13 protein-coding genes are annotated in these 14,464 nt (G+C 72.7%); 8 read left to right on the top strand and 5 right to left on the bottom strand.

Going from position 1 to position 14,464, the window contains the following annotated elements; all coding sequences use genetic code 11:
- Positions 1-17 precede the first annotated feature (17 nt).
- Positions 18-1,163: an acyl-CoA dehydrogenase family protein gene (locus ACYVID_RS01725; RefSeq protein WP_460733826.1), complete on the bottom strand. Its 1,146-nt coding sequence runs from the start codon at positions 1,161-1,163 to the stop codon at positions 18-20.
- Between the two features lie 22 nt (positions 1,164-1,185).
- Positions 1,186-2,352 (bottom strand): acyl-CoA dehydrogenase family protein, encoded by a 1,167-nt coding sequence (locus ACYVID_RS01720; protein ID WP_460733824.1) that lies wholly within the window; start codon positions 2,350-2,352, stop codon positions 1,186-1,188.
- Positions 2,353-2,495: 143 nt separating this feature from the next.
- Between ACYVID_RS01720 and ACYVID_RS01715 the strand changes: the two genes are divergently transcribed.
- Positions 2,496-4,190 (top strand): ABC-F family ATP-binding cassette domain-containing protein, encoded by a 1,695-nt coding sequence (locus ACYVID_RS01715; RefSeq protein ID WP_460733822.1) that lies wholly within the window; start codon positions 2,496-2,498, stop codon positions 4,188-4,190.
- Positions 4,180-5,202, top strand: a complete 1,023-nt coding sequence (locus tag ACYVID_RS01710; protein WP_460733820.1) for a GNAT family N-acetyltransferase — start codon at positions 4,180-4,182, stop codon at positions 5,200-5,202. The genes ACYVID_RS01715 and ACYVID_RS01710 overlap by 11 nt, the downstream gene beginning before the upstream one ends.
- A gap of 201 nt (positions 5,203-5,403) precedes the next feature.
- Here ACYVID_RS01710 and ACYVID_RS01705 read toward each other — a convergent pair whose 3' ends face one another.
- On the bottom strand, positions 5,404-6,732 hold the full coding sequence (locus ACYVID_RS01705; protein ID WP_460733818.1) for a S1C family serine protease: 1,329 nt from the start codon (positions 6,730-6,732) through the stop codon (positions 5,404-5,406).
- A gap of 121 nt (positions 6,733-6,853) precedes the next feature.
- Between ACYVID_RS01705 and ACYVID_RS01700 the strand changes: the two genes are divergently transcribed.
- The 3 genes from ACYVID_RS01700 (at position 6,854) to ACYVID_RS01690 (ending at position 9,410) form a co-directional block, all read left to right on the top strand.
- Positions 6,854-8,479: a long-chain-fatty-acid--CoA ligase gene (locus ACYVID_RS01700; protein ID WP_460733816.1), complete on the top strand. Its 1,626-nt coding sequence runs from the start codon at positions 6,854-6,856 to the stop codon at positions 8,477-8,479.
- Between the two features lie 107 nt (positions 8,480-8,586).
- The gene (locus ACYVID_RS01695; protein WP_460733814.1) at positions 8,587-8,961 is read left to right on the top strand and encodes a hypothetical protein; all 375 of its coding nucleotides are present in this window, start codon (positions 8,587-8,589) and stop codon (positions 8,959-8,961) included.
- Between the two features lie 56 nt (positions 8,962-9,017).
- Positions 9,018-9,410 (top strand): hypothetical protein, encoded by a 393-nt coding sequence (locus ACYVID_RS01690; RefSeq protein WP_460733812.1) that lies wholly within the window; start codon positions 9,018-9,020, stop codon positions 9,408-9,410.
- A gap of 145 nt (positions 9,411-9,555) precedes the next feature.
- Here the strand turns inward: ACYVID_RS01690 and ACYVID_RS01685 are convergent, their stop codons facing one another.
- Both ACYVID_RS01685 and ACYVID_RS01680 read right to left on the bottom strand, forming a co-directional pair.
- Positions 9,556-10,209 (bottom strand): HAD family hydrolase, encoded by a 654-nt coding sequence (locus ACYVID_RS01685; RefSeq protein WP_460733810.1) that lies wholly within the window; start codon positions 10,207-10,209, stop codon positions 9,556-9,558.
- A 114-nt stretch (positions 10,210-10,323) separates the two neighbouring features.
- A complete protein-coding gene (locus ACYVID_RS01680; RefSeq protein ID WP_460733808.1) occupies positions 10,324-11,613 on the bottom strand; it encodes a citrate synthase in 1,290 nt (429 codons plus the stop codon).
- Between the two features lie 350 nt (positions 11,614-11,963).
- Between ACYVID_RS01680 and rplM the strand changes: the two genes are divergently transcribed.
- From rplM to glmM, 3 genes are read left to right on the top strand one after another with little or no spacing between them, the layout of a single operon-like run.
- A complete protein-coding gene (gene rplM, locus ACYVID_RS01675; RefSeq protein ID WP_460733806.1) occupies positions 11,964-12,407 on the top strand; it encodes a 50S ribosomal protein L13 in 444 nt (147 codons plus the stop codon).
- Between the two features lie 26 nt (positions 12,408-12,433).
- A complete protein-coding gene (gene rpsI, locus ACYVID_RS01670; protein WP_300645644.1) occupies positions 12,434-12,946 on the top strand; it encodes a 30S ribosomal protein S9 in 513 nt (170 codons plus the stop codon).
- A gap of 16 nt (positions 12,947-12,962) precedes the next feature.
- Entirely contained in the window at positions 12,963-14,306 is a 1,344-nt protein-coding gene (gene glmM, locus ACYVID_RS01665) for a phosphoglucosamine mutase (RefSeq protein ID WP_460733804.1), read from the top strand.
- The last annotated feature ends 158 nt before the right edge of the window (positions 14,307-14,464 follow it).

The raw sequence follows: 14,464 nt of genomic DNA, 5'->3' as shown, positions 1-14,464 counted from the left end.
GTGACCGTGTCCCGGTTTCAGCCGACGGCGAGCGGGTCGATCGCGTCGTGCTCGGCCACCGCGTCAGCCAGCGTCACCAGGTGGTGGTCGCCGTCGCCCAGCAGGTGGTCGAGCGCGGTGAGCACGGCGGTGTAGGAACCGACGCTGTACTCCGCGGTCATGCCGATGCCGCCGTGCAGCTGGATCGCCTCCTGGCCGACGTGCCGGGCGGCACGGCTGGCCTGGAGGCCGGCGCGGGCCGCGGCGTCGTGCACGCGTGCGGGGTCACCGGACGAGAGCACCATGGTCGCCCACTGCACGACGCTGGTGGCCAGCTCGAGCGAGACGTACATGTCCGCGGCACGGAAGGTCAGCGCCTGGAAGGTGTTGAGGGTGACGCCGAACTGCTTGCGGCTGGTGAGGTAGCCGCACGTGGTGCGCAGCGCCACCTCCATCGCGCCGATCGCGGTGTTGGCGGCCATGATCCGGCCGAGGTCCTGGATCACGGCGATGCTGCCCGTCACGTCGCGCCCGGCCTCGCCCAGCGGGGTCGCCGGGGTCGCGTCGAACCGGACCCGGGCGGCGCGCCCACCGTCGTACGTCGGGTAGCCGGTGCGCTCGCAGGCCTCGCCCTCGACGAGGAAGAGACCGGTGCCGCCGTCGGGGAGCTTCGCGCTGACGACCAGCTGGTCGGCGCGGGCGCCCTGGACGACCGGCTCCTTGGTGCCGCTCAGCGTCCAGGAGTCGCCGTCCTGCGCCGCGGTGACCGCCGAGGCGGTCGGTGCCCAGCGCGAGCCGGGCTCGTCGTGGGCCAGGGCCAGCAGCCGCTCGCCCGAGGCCAGCGCGCCGAGGACCTCCTGGCGCTGGTCGGGGGTGCCGCAGGCCTGCACGAGCCCGCCGGCGAGGACGACCGCGTGCAGGAAGGGCTCGGGCGCGATGACCCGACCGATCTCCTGGCACACGATCGCGACCTCGACCGGGCCGGCGCCCACGCCACCGTCCTCCTCGGCGAAGGGCAGCCCGAGCAGGCCCATCTCGGCCATCTGCGACCAGACCTCCTCGGAGAAGCCCGGGTCGGCCTTGGTGGTCTGGCGGCGCTGCTCGAAGTCGGAGTAGGCCTTGCCCAGCAGGCCGCGCACGGCGTCGCGGAGGGCGTCCTGCTCGTCGTCGTAGCTGAAGTCCATGTCGCGTCGTCCTTCCCCGGCCTCAGAGGCCCAGGATCGTGCGGCTGATGATCTGGCGCTGCACCTCGTTGGAGCCGCCGTAGATCGAGGCCTTGCGGAAGTTGAGGTACGTCGGGGCGACCCGGCTCGTCCAGTCGGGCAGGCCCTCGCCGCCGTCGCCCTCGAGCGCACCGGCGCCCGAGGCCAGGCTGCCGGGACCGGCGAGGTCGACGAGCAGCTCGCTGACGGCCTGCTGCAGCTCGGTGCCCTTGAGCTTGAGCACGCTCGAGGCGGGGTGCGGCTCGCCGTCGGCGGAGTGCGCGACCACGCGCAGCGCGGTGAGCTCGAGGGCGAGCAGCTCGTTCTCCAGCTCGGCGACGCGGGCGGCCACCAGGGGCTCGGACAGGCGCTCGGGGGCGAGCTTCTTGGCACGGGCCAGCGCGGCCTTGGTGGCGCCCACGGGGGCGACGCCGACGCGCTCGTTGCCCAGCAGGAACTTGGCCATGGTCCAGCCCTGGCCGGGCTCGCCGACGAGGTTCTCGCCCGGGACGCGGACGTCCTCGAACCACACCTCGTTGACCTCGTGGCCGCCGTCGATCAGCTCGATCGGCCGCACGGTCAGGCCCGGGCTCCTCATGTCGATGAGCAGCATCGAGATGCCGGCCTGCTTCTTCACCTCGGGGTCGGTGCGCACGAGGGTGAAGATCCAGTCGCCGTGCTGGCCGAGCGTGGTCCAGGTCTTCTGGCCGTTGACGATCCAGTCGTCACCGTCGCGCACCGCACTGGTGCGCAGGCTGGCCAGGTCGGAGCCGGCGTCGGGCTCGGAGAAGCCCTGGCTCCACCAGATCTCGCAGGACTTCGTCTTCGGCAGGAAGCGCTCCTTCATCTCCTGGCTGCCGAAGTGCGCGATGACCGGGCCGATCATGGAGGCGTTGAACGCCAGCGGGACGGGGCAGCCGGCGGCCTGCATCTCCTCGTGGTAGAGGTGCTTCTGGAGCTCGGTCCAGCCGCGGCCGCCCCACTCCTCGGGCCAGTGCGGCACGGCGAGGTCGTGGTCGTCGAGCAGCTTCATGCTGCCGGCGATCTCCTCCTTGGTCAGCTCCCTCCCCTCGAGCACCTTGGTGCGGATCTCCTCCGGCACCTTCGTGGTGAAGAACTCCCGCATCTCGGCGCGGAAGGCCTGGTCCTCGGGCGACAGTGCGAGCTGCATGGCCTCACTATGACGCAGGACACCAAGGCCCGCGCCACCCCGACCGGCGGCCCGGGCCCGTGGCTCGTCGCGCTCGCAGCTCGACCAGCGGGTGTCGGATAACGAGGTGACCCCCGGCGCCCCGTCGCGGACAATCACCGCTCGTGGGTCACGTGGACGTCGCCGGGGTCAGGTACGAGCTGCCCGACGGGAGGGTGCTGCTCGACGACGTGTCCTTCCGGGTCGGGGAGGGCGCCAAGGTCGCGCTCGTCGGCGCCAACGGCGCCGGCAAGACCACCCTGCTGCGGATCATCACCGGCGACCTCGCGCCGCACGCCGGCGTCGTCACGCGCAGCGGCGGGCTGGGCGTGATGCGGCAGGACGTCAAGGCCGGCCTGGGGGACGACCCCACCGTCGCGGACCTGTTGCGCAGCGTCGCCCCGCCGCGGGTGCGGGCGGCCGCCGACGAGGTGGACCGCCTCGAGCTCGCCCTCATGGACACCGACGACGAGCCCACCCAGATGCGGTACGCCGAGGCGCTGGCGGAGTACGCCGACGCCGGCGGCTACGACCTCGAGGTCACCTGGGACGTGGTCACCACCGCCGCGCTCGGCACCGCCTACGAGCGCGCGCGTCACCGGTCGCTGTCGACCCTGTCCGGGGGCGAGCAGAAGCGGCTCGTGCTGGAGTCGCTGCTCAGCGGCCCCGACGAGGTGCTGCTGCTCGACGAGCCGGACAACTACCTCGACGTCCCGGGCAAGATCTGGCTCGAGCAGCGGCTGCGCGCCAGCGACAAGACCGTGCTCATGATCAGCCACGACCGCGAGCTGCTCGACAACACCGCCACCCGGGTCGTGACCGTCGAGCTGGGCTTCGCGGGCAACTCCGTGTGGACCCACCCCGGCGGCTTCTCCTCCTACCACCAGGCGCGCCAGGACCGGTTCGCCCGCTTCGAGGAGATGCGCAAGCGCTGGGACGAGGAGCACGCCAAGCTCAAGGCCCTCGTGCTGAGGCTGAAGATCAAGGCGGAGTTCAACGACGGCATGGCCGCGGCGTACAAGGCGGCGCAGACGCGGCTGCGCAAGTTCGAGGAGGCGGGGCCGCCGACCGAGCAGCCGCGCGAGCAGCAGGTGCAGATGCGGCTCAAGGGCGGGCGCACCGGCAAGCGGGCCGTGGTCTGCGAGCAGCTCGAGCTCACCGGTCTCATGCGGCCCTTCGACCTCGAGGTCTGGTACGGCGAGCGGGTGGCCGTCCTGGGCTCCAACGGGTCCGGCAAGTCGCACTTCCTGCGGCTGCTCGCGGCCGGCGGCACCGACCCCGACGTCGGCAACCGGCCGGTGGGGGAGGAACCGATCGCGCCGGTCGCGCACACCGGCGTCGCCAAGCTCGGCGCGCGGGTGCGGCCGGGGTGGTTCGTGCAGACCCACGACCACCCCGAGCTGGTGGGCCGCACGCTGCTGGAGATCCTGCACCGCGGCGACGGGCACCCCGACGGGCGGCAGGGGATGGGGCGCGAGCAGGCCGCACGGGTGCTGGACCGCTACGAGCTGGCGTCGTCGGGTGAGCAGACCTTCGAGTCGCTCTCGGGCGGCCAGCAGGCGCGGTTCCAGATCCTGCTCCTAGAGCTGTCGGGAGCGACGCTGCTGCTGCTCGACGAGCCGACCGACAACCTCGACGTGCAGTCGGCCGAGGCGCTGGAGGAGGGGCTGGCGGCGTACGAGGGGACGGTGCTGGCGGTGACGCACGACCGCTGGTTCGCGCGCGGCTTCGACCGGTTCCTGGTCTACGGAGCCGACGGCGAGGTCTACGAGTCCGACGGTCCCGTGTGGGACGAGGGGAGGGTGCAGCGTGCCCGGTGAGCTGACCGTCTCGCGGGTCGACGTCGAGGACGACGCGGCGCTGGCCGCCTGGCACGGCGTCGCCTGGCGTGCCGGGCTGCACGACCGCGGGGAGAACGCGACGACCTGGACGCTGCCCGAGCTGACCGCACAGCTGCGGTCGCTCCGGCGGGCGCGGTCGACGGCGGCGTACGTCGGCACGGTCGGGGGGACCGCCGTCGCCTTCGGGGTCACGGCGCTGCCGATGCTCGACAACACCGGCACCGCCGAGGTCGCCGTCGCGGTCGACCCACCGCAGCGGCGGCGGGGCCACGGGTCGGCGATGCTCGCGCACCTGCTGGCCGAGGTCGGGGCGCAGGGCCGGACGACCGTCCACGCGGAGGTGGACTGGCCGTGGGGCTCCTCGACCGACGGGGCGGGCAGCCCCGGGGTGGAGTTCGCGCGGCACCACGGCTTCGCGCTGGGCAACCTCGAGGTGATGCGGGTGCTGCGGCTGCCGGTCGCCGACGCCGTCCTCGACGCCCTGGAGCCCGACCTGGGTGGGTACACCATCCGGTCGTGGACCGGTCCGGTGCCCGAGGACCTGCTCCAGGCCTGGGCGGAGATGGACGCCAGCCTCAGCACCGAGGCCCCCACCGGGGACCTGCAGGTGGAGGCCCAGGTCGCCAACACCGTCGCGGTGCGCGAGGGCGAGCAGCTGCTCGTGGCGCAGGGGCGCACGGCATACCGGGCGGTGGCGCTGGCGCCCGACGGCACGGCGGTGGGCTACACCGAGGTGGTCACGACCGTGCACGAGCCCGGGCGGGCCTACCAGTGGGGGACGCTGGTCCACGGCGACCACCGTGGGCACCGTCTCGGCCTCGCGCTCAAGGTGGCCGCGCTGCGACGTCTGCAGGCCGCCGAGGACCCCGCCGGCCCGGTCGAGCACGTGCTGACCTGGAACGCCGAGTCCAACGCCCACATGGTGGGGGTCAACGAGCGGCTCGGGTTCGTCCCCGTCGAGCGGTGCGGGGTGTTCGAGCGGAGGCTGTGAGCCGCGGCGGCCCTCGCCATGACTGGCCGACGGAGGTGCCGGGCGGCCGAGGAGTGGGTCGTGGACGTGCCACGACCCCGACCACCCGGAGACGGGCCGGTGGCCGGGGTCGCGCGGACCGGGACGCGGAGGGAGGGGCCGCGCCCCGGCCGCTCCCGGGGCCAGGCAGCGGCGCCGACCCCGGGAGAGGGGAGGTGCGGGTCAGGACTCCTCGGCGTCGGAGTCCAGGACGAGGGTCACGACCTGCTCCTCGCCGTCGCGCTCGTAGGCCACCTCGACCTCGTCACCGGGACGGTAGGAGCGGATGGTCGCCACCAGGGAGTCGGCGCTGGTGACGAGCACGTCGTCGATCCGGGTGATGACGTCGCCCTCCTCGAGGCCCGCGTCCGCGGCGGTGGAGCCCTCGCCGATGGTGCGCACCAGTGCGCCGTCGGTCACCGGGATTTCGCCGTCGGCGCCGGGGGCGGCCGCACCGACGTCGCTGACCGAGATGCCGAGCCGGGCGTGGGTCGGGGTCTCGCCGGCGATCATCTGCTCGACGATCGGCATCACCTCGTCGATCGGGATGGCGAACCCGAGACCGATCGAGCCCGCCCCGCCACCGCCGAAGGGGCTGGCCCCACCCGCGGTCCGGATAGAGGAGTTGATCCCCACGACCCGCCCCGCGAGGTCGATCAGCGGGCCGCCGGAGTTGCCGGGGTTGATCGCCGCGTCGGTCTGGACCGCGGGGTAGACCGTGGCGTTGCCCTCGGCGTCGCGACCCACGTCGACCGGGCGGTCCAGCGCCGAGACGATGCCGCTGGTGACGGTGGCGTCGAGGCCGAAGGGGCTGCCGATGGCCACCACGTCCTGGCCCACGCGCAGGCCGCCGGAGCTGCCCAGCGTGGCGGGCACGAGGCCGCTGACGTCCTGGGCCTGAATCACCGCGGTGTCGGTGAGGGGGTCGGAGCCGAGGACCTCGGCGACCGCGTGGCTGCCGTCGGCGAAGTCGATGGAGATGGTGCCGCCGTCCAGGGCCGGCTCGACCACGTGGTGGTTGGTGAGGATCGTGCCGTCCTCGCTCAGGATGATGCCGGACCCCGAGCCGGCCTCCTCGGAGCCGCGGACGTTGAGCCGCACCACCGAGGGCAGCACCGCCTCCGCGGCGGCCTGCACCGAGCCGTCGGGCGCCGGCGCGCTCGGCGCCGCACTGCTGTCGGAGACCTGGGACGTCCCGGCCGGGGTGACGGACGTGGACGTGGTGTCCTCGGGACCCCACTCGTCCCACGCGGCCGCGCCGCCGACGCCGGCGGCCGCACCGGCCAGCACCGACGTGGCCACGACGGCGGCGGCCAGGCCGAGGCGGCGCGGACGCCGCTCGCCGGCCGGCGGCACCGGCGCTGCGGCGTACGACGGGGGAGGGGCCTGCCAGATCGGGCCGAGGTCGCGGGTCGGCTCGTGGGCGGGACCCTCGTCCGCGCGGGGGGTGTGGTCGGACGGGGGCGTCGTGGCGCCGTCCTGGTCGCGGCGCGGGTTCGGGGTCAGGTCCATGCCCACCACTGTGGCGCCGGCGCCTGTGACGAGGCTGAGACGCGGCTGGACGGCTCGGAAGAAAACCAACCGGTGCGCGCCAGCCCTTGAGCGAGCCTGTGACCTCGACCACACTCGCCGCATGACCGCCACCGCGTCCGGCCCGCAGGCCACCTGGATCGACACCTCCGACGCCCCCGAGCCCCGCTTCGTGGGGGACCGGCTGGCCCACTGGGCCGCCACGACGCCCGACGCCGAGTGCTTCAGCTACCTCGGCCGGAGCTGGACGTACGCCGAGACCCACGAGCGCGTCCGTCGGCTCACCGGAGCCCTCGCGGGCCTGGGGATCGGTCGCGGCGGGACGGTGTCCTTCCTCGACAAGAACCATCCCGCGTGCGTGGAGCTGAGCCTGGCCGCCGGCGACCTCGGCGCGGCCAACGCGATCATCAACTTCCGGCTGGCCGGCGACGAGATCGACTACGCGCTCAACGACTCCGGGGCGACGGTGCTGGTCGTCGGCACCGAGCTGATGCCGACCATCGAGGCGATCCGCGACCGGCTCACCCACGTCCAGCACGTCATCGAGGTGACCCCCGAGGGCGGCGACTCCGATCCCTACGAGCAGCTGCTCGCCGGCGCCGAGCCGATGGAGCGCCCGGCCGACGTGTCACCCGAGGACACCTGCCTGGTCATGTACTCCTCCGGCACGACCGGGCGGCCCAAGGGCGTCATGCTCAGCCACCGCAACATGGTCAGCCACACGATCAACGCCCACGACGGCTGGGGCTTCGAGCCGGGCGACAAGTCGATGGTCGCGATGCCGCTCTTCCACGTCGGGGGCTCCTCCTACGTCCTGTTCGGGCTCCACGACGGCGTCCCCAGCGTCATGACCCGCGACCCCGACGGGATGTCGCTGGCCGGGGCGATCATGGCCGGGGCCAACCGCACGTTCCTCGTGCCGGCCGTGCTCGCCCAGGTGCTGCAGTCCGGCCCGGACGCGGTGAAGCTCTTCGGTGCGCTGAAGACCTACACCTACGGCGCCGCGCCCATGCCGCCACCGCTGCTGCGCGCGGCCATGGAGGCCTGGCCCGACACCGACTTCATGCAGGTCTACGGCCTGACCGAGGTGGCCGGTGTCGTCACCCACCTCATGCCCGACGAGCACCGCACCGCCATCCCCGAGGGGCACCCCGAGCGGCTGATCTCCGCGGGTCGCGCCGTCCCGGGCGTCGAGATCCGGATCGTCGACCCGGGCACGCTGGAGGACGTCGCCACCGGTGAGGCGGGGGAGGTCTGGCTGCGCACGCCGCAGATGTTCCAGGGCTACCTCAACAAGCCCGAGGCCACCGCGGAGGTCGTGACCGAGGACGGGTGGTTCCGCTCGGGCGACCTCGGTCGCCTCGACGCCGACGGCTTCCTCTTCGTCGAGGACCGGCTCAAGGACATGATCATCAGCGGCGGGGAGAACATCTACAGCCCCGAGGTGGAGCGGGTCCTGGCGGAGCACCCGGCGGTCATGGAGGTCGCGATCATCGGCGTCCCCGACGACACCTGGGGCGAGTCGGTCAAGGCGGTCGTCTCCTTCCACGAGGGCCAGAGCGCCACCGAGCAGGAGCTCATCGACTACTGCCGCGAGCACCTCGCGCACTACAAGTGCCCGCGCAGCATCGACGTGCTCGAGCTGCTGCCGCGCAACCCGACCGGCAAGATCCTCAAGCGTGAGCTGCGCCAGCCCTACTGGGACGGCCGGGAGCGCCAGGTCAACTGAGGGCCCCCGTCGCTGGTCGAGGTGCGAGCGCAGCGAGCCACGGGACCCGCGGTGGCTGAGGCCTTGACGGTCGCCGCGCAGTGACGGAACGTGCTCCCGTGGAGCGCGTGCCGCACGAGAACGTGGCGACCGTCCTGGTCGATCCCGCGGTGCTGCACGACCTCGAGGTGCACCTGATGACCCTCGACCTGCGGCTGTGGCCGGTCGCGACCGCCCCGGTCTGCCTCGACGGCCCGCGCCAGGCGTTCCAGTTGCGCCGCCGGATGCTGATGGCTCGGCGGGGGGCCTGGGACCTGGCGTCGGACTGGACCCCGGTCTGGATCTCCTTCGGCGACTCCTGGCGCACCGGGGAGGAGCCGCTGCCGTGGGCGGCGCACCAGGTGCTGTGGCGCACGCTCGAGGGGTACGCCGACCACGTCCGCTACCGCAAGGCCCTCGGTGGCGTGCCGTGGCTGTCGGTGCCGACCGAGCGGAGCGCGTGAACGGCGTGCGTCCCGGCCGCTGAAACCGCCTCACCGACCCCTGGCACCATGCCCCCATGCGCTTCACCGAGCACGAACTGACCCGGGCGATGGAGGCGGCGGCGAAGTCGGTGCTGGCCGTGCGCCGCTCGAACCGCAGGCGCGACGTCGAGCAGGTGTGGGCCGGCATGACCCGCTACCAGCGCTACCAGCTGCTCGACTCCCTCGGCGACCAGGTGCTGCCCGTGCTGGTGGCCCTCCCGGACGTCGAGGTCGCCACCGGGACCCGGCCGACCTACACCGACGCCCAGGTCGAGCAGGTCGTCCGGGAGCAGCTCGACGCCACCCCCGGCGGCCGGCTGCGCCGCGCCGTGGTGCTGAAGGCGCGGGTCGCCCTCGTGCAGGCGGCCCTCGCCGGCGTACCCCCGCGGCAGGACCCGGACGCGCTCGTCGTCCCGGACCACCTCTGACCTCCGAGGTCCGGGGCGGGGTCGGGACGTGGGTCGAGGTGTGCCTCGAGGCCCGAGTCGAGGCCTGGGTCGAGGCCTGAGGACGCGGAGGAGCGCGTCACCGCACCTCGACCCGCACCTCGACCCGCACCTCGACCCGCTGACCTCAGACCGGCAGCCCGAGCCTCCGCAGGTCGACACGGAGGGTCGCGGCGTCGGTGAAGACCAGCCCCTGCAGGCCGCAGGCCACGGCCGCCTCGACGTTGCTCGCGCGGTCGTCGACGAAGACCAGCTCCCGGGGCGCGAGTCCGGCGCGCTCGACCGCGACGGCGTACGCCGCCGGGTTGGGCTTCGCGACGCCCTCGGTGCCCGAGACGACGACCGGGTCGAGCAGGGCCAGCTCGGGGAAGAGTCGGGGGGCGTGGGCGTGGTAGAGCTCGTCGGACCAGTTGGTCAGCCCCACCTGCCGCACACCGGCGGCGTGCAGCTCGTGCAGCAGTGCGGCCGTGCCCGGCACCGGGCCGAGCAACGAGGCGGGGAAGTGCTCGCGGTAGGCGCGACCGGCGGCGGCCCAGCGTGGGTGCTCACGCTCCAGCCATGCCTGCGCGTCGTCCCAGGAGTCCCCGGAGTCGGGGCCGTGGTTCCAGGCCATGAAGTCGATCGAGGCGAGGAACTCGCGGGCCTCGGCCTCGCCGACGCCCGCCGCGATCGCGGGGAGGGGGTCCCAGTCCACGATGACGTTCCCGAGGTCCCACACGACCCCCCGCACGGACGGGACGACCCCGGACGCATCGTCCGGGGTCGTGCTCGTGTGGCTCATGTCCACGCGTTCCTCACTGGGTCTCGACCCGCGGCCGCGGCCTCGCAGGCTCGGCCGCGCGCTCGCTCGACCGCCTTCGGCCGGGTCTGCTCTCGCAGGCTCGAGCAGACCCGCTCAGGCCCACCGCTGCTCGCGGGGCGTGAACTCCAGCCCGCGGTCACCGGTGTAGATCTGCTTGGGACGGGCGATCTTCTGCTCCTTGTCCTGGGTCAGCTCCAGCCACTGCGCCAGCCAGCCGGGGGTGCGGCCGATGGCGAAGAGGACCGTGAACATCTCCGGCGGGAACTGGAAGGCCTCGTAGATCAGCCCGGAGTAGAAGTCGACGTTGGGGTAGAGCTTGCGCTTGACGAAGTACTCGTCCTCGAGCGCGATCTTCTCCAGCTCCTGGGCGATCTCGAGCAACGGGTTGACCCCGGTGACCTCGAAGACGTCGTCGCAGGCCTTCTTGATGATCTTGGCGCGCGGGTCGTAGTTCTTGTAGACGCGGTGGCCGAAGCCCATGAGCCGCTCGTTGCCGTTCTTCACGCCCTCGATGAAGGCGGGGATCTCGGACTTGTTGCCGATGCGGCGCAGCATCCGCAGCACGGCCTCGTTGGCGCCACCGTGCAGCGGGCCGTAGAGCGCGCCGATGCCGGCGGCGACCGCGGAGTACGGGTCGACCTGCGAGGAGCCGACCGAGCGCACCGCGTTGGTGGAGCAGTTCTGCTCGTGGTCGGCGTGCAGGATGAACAGGGTGTCCAGCGCCCGCACGAGGCGCTCGTCGGCCTCGTACTTGCTCTCGCTCATCTTGAAGAGCATCGAGAGGAAGTTGGCGGTGTAGGAGAGCTCGTTGTCGGGGTAGACGAACGGCTTGCCCTGGGCGTGCCGGAAGGACCAGGCGCCGAGCGTGGGCATCTTGGCGATCATCCGGACGATCTGCATCTGCCGGTTCTCGGCGTCCTGGATCATCGACGCCTCGGGGTAGAACGTCGAGAGGGCCCCCACCGACGCCATCAGCATCCCCATCGGGTGCGCGTCGTAGCGGAAGCCCTCCATGAAGCCCTTCACGTTCTCGTGCACGAACGTGTGGAAGGTGATGTCGTGCTCCCACTGCTCGTACTCCGCCTTCGTGGGCAGCGCACCGTGGATGAGCAGGTAGGCGACCTCGAGGAAGGTCGAGCCCTCGGCGAGCTGCTCGATGGGGTAGCCGCGGTACTCCAGGATCCCCTTCTCGCCGTCGATGTAGGTGACGGCCGAGCGGCAGGAGGCGGTGTTGACGAACCCGGGGTCGTAGGTGGCGAGGCCGGGCTGGTCGTCACCGAGCTTGATCTGGCCGAGGTCCTTGGCCGCGATCGTGTTGTCGGTGATCGGGAGGTCGTACTCCTGTCCGGTGCGGTTGTCACGGACTGTCAGAGATTCGGTCACGCCGATCGACTCTAGTCCGCGATCGGCGGCGGCGGGAACCGGGTGTCCCACGGACCGGCTCGCGCGCGCGGGGGAGCCGCACCCGCGGCGTACGTCGCCAGCCGACGTGGTGCCCGCCTCGCGTTTTGGCGTACGCCGCAGCAGAGCCCTAGTCTTGCCTGTCGCGACTCCTGCCGCGCGCCGTGCCTCGTGCCGGTGTGCAGATCTGGACGTGAGCCGCACCCGGTCTCCCCGTGAGGAGCGGCCGGGTGGGTCGGTGCGAACCAGGCCGTGTTCGTCAGGAGCCGCAGCAGCACCACCCCGACCGGGCACCCCCGGTCGGGACCGACGAACGAACAGGTAGTACTGCCGTGCGCACCTACAGCCCCAAGCCCGCTGACGTCCAGCGCGAGTGGCTCGTCATCGACGCGACCGACGTCGTGCTCGGTCGCCTCGCGACCACCACCGCCAACCTCCTGCGTGGCAAGCACAAGCCGACCTTCGCCCCCCACATGGACATGGGCGACTTCGTGATCATCATCAACGCGGAGAAGGTCTCGCTCTCCGGCTCCAAGCCGACCAAGAAGATGGCCTACCGCCACTCCGGCTTCCCGGGCGGCCTCTCGCAGACGCCCTACGGCGAGCTGCTGGAGAAGGACGCCCGCCAGGTCGTCGAGCGCGCCGTGTGGGGCATGCTCCCCAAGAACAAGCTGGGTCGCCAGATCATCAAGAAGCTCAAGGTCTACTCGGGCCCCGCGCACCCGCACTCCGCCCAGCAGGCCACCCCGTTCGAGATCAGCCAGATCTCCCAGTAATCGACGACGAGAACAAGGACCTAGACATGGCTGACTCCGCCACCACCGAGACCACCGAGGTCGAGGAGACCTACACCACCGACGAGCAGGGCATCGCCTACTCCTCGGAGTCCGCGCCCAGTGCCGACTTCGAGGCCCGCCCCGCCACGATCGCCCCCGCCGCGGCCACCGGCCGCCGCAAGGAGGCCGTCGCCCGCGTCCGGATCGTCCCCGGCACCGGCGTGTGGACCATCAACGGTCGCACCCTCGACTCCTACTTCCCGAACAAGCTGCACCAGCAGGTCGTGAACGAGCCGTTCGCCCAGCTGCAGCTCGAGGGTCGCTTCGACGTCATCGCCCGCATCCACGGCGGCGGCATCACCGGCCAGGCCGGCGCGCTGCGCCTGGGCGTGGCCCGCTGCCTCAACGCCGTCGACGTCGAGGCCAACCGCCCGACGCTGAAGAAGGCCGGTCTGCTGACCCGCGACGCGCGCGTCATCGAGCGCAAGAAGGCCGGTCTGAAGAAGGCGCGCAAGGCGCCTCAGTTCTCCAAGCGCTGATCCGGTCGTCTCTCACGTGGGACGACTCTTCGGCACGGACGGGGTCCGCGGTCTCGCCAACGGCGACCTGACCGCGGACCTCGCTCTGCATCTGGGCGAGGCCGCCGCACGCGTGCTGGTCGGGGGCACCGCCCCGGGCCGCCGTCCGCTCGCGGTGGTCGGTCGCGACACCCGGATCTCCGGGCAGTTCCTCGAGCACGCGGTGGTGGCCGGACTGGCCTCCGCCGGGGTCGACGTGCTGCGCCTGCGGGTGGTCCCGACGCCGGGTGTGGCCTACCTGACCGACCGGCTGCAGGCCGACCTCGGCGTGGTCATCTCCGCCAGCCACAACCCGATGCCCGACAACGGCATCAAGCTGCTGGGTCGCGGAGGGCACAAGCTCGACGACGCCGTCGAGGCCGCCATCGAGGAGGCCATGGACACCCCGGTCGCGCTGCCGACCGGGGCCGACGTGGGACGCGTGACGCCGTACGCCTCCACCGTGGCCGACTACTCCGCGCACCTCGTGGGCTCCCTCGACGGGCTGCGTCTCGACGGGCTGACCGTGGTGCTCGACTGCGCGCACGGCGCGGCGCACGAGGTCGGTCCGCGGGCGCTGGCCGCCGCCGGCGCCACCGTCATCCCGATCGGCGACCGCCCCGACGGGCTCAACATCAACGCCGGGTGCGGCTCCACCGACCTGCGCGCCCTGCGCCAGGCCGTGCTCGAGCACGGCGCCGACGCCGGCTTCGCGGTCGACGGCGACGCCGACCGCTGCCTGGCCGTGGACCACACCGGCCTCACCGTCGACGGCGACCAGCTGCTCGCGCTGCTGGCCGTGGCGCTCAAGGACCGGGGGCGGCTCCACGAGGACACCCTCGTCGTCACCGTCATGAGCAACCTCGGGCTCCACCACGCCATGCGCGACGCCGGCATCCGCGTGCAGCAGACGGCCGTGGGCGACCGGTACGTCCTCGAGGCGATGCGCTCCGGCGGCTGGTCCGTCGGCGGCGAGCAGTCCGGTCACGTCATCCTCGGCGACCACGCCACCACCGGCGACGGCCTGCTCACCGCACTGCAGGTGATGGCGCGGATGAAGCGGACCGGGCGCAGCCTGCGCGAGCTCGCCGAGCCCGTGGTCCGGCTGCCCCAGGTGCTGGTCAACGTCCCCGGTGTCGACCGCGGGCGCACCGACGACGAGGTGCTGCTCTCGGCGGTCGCCGCGGCCGAGGACGCGCTCGGCGACTCCGGTCGGGTGCTGCTGCGCGCCTCGGGCACCGAGCCGCTGGTGCGGGTCATGGTCGAGGCGCCGACCCAGGCCGAGGCGCAGCGGGTCGCCGACGGGCTCGCCGACGTGGTGCGGGAGCGGCTGGCGCTCTGACGGCTGGTCGCACGCGGGCGCCAGCGAGCCGTCGTCGAGACCCGCGTCCCCGCGGTCTCGACACGCGGGTCACGGCGTCGCCGGTTCACCGTGCCGCTCGCTCGACAGCGCGTCCCCGGCAGGGGTTCCCGGGTGAACGGGGGTCCTTACCCCTCGAT

Source organism: Nocardioides ginkgobilobae (assembly GCF_054781275.1).
The sequence above is the reverse complement of the archived record's forward strand: the minus strand, read 5'-3'. Positions and strand labels throughout refer to the sequence as shown.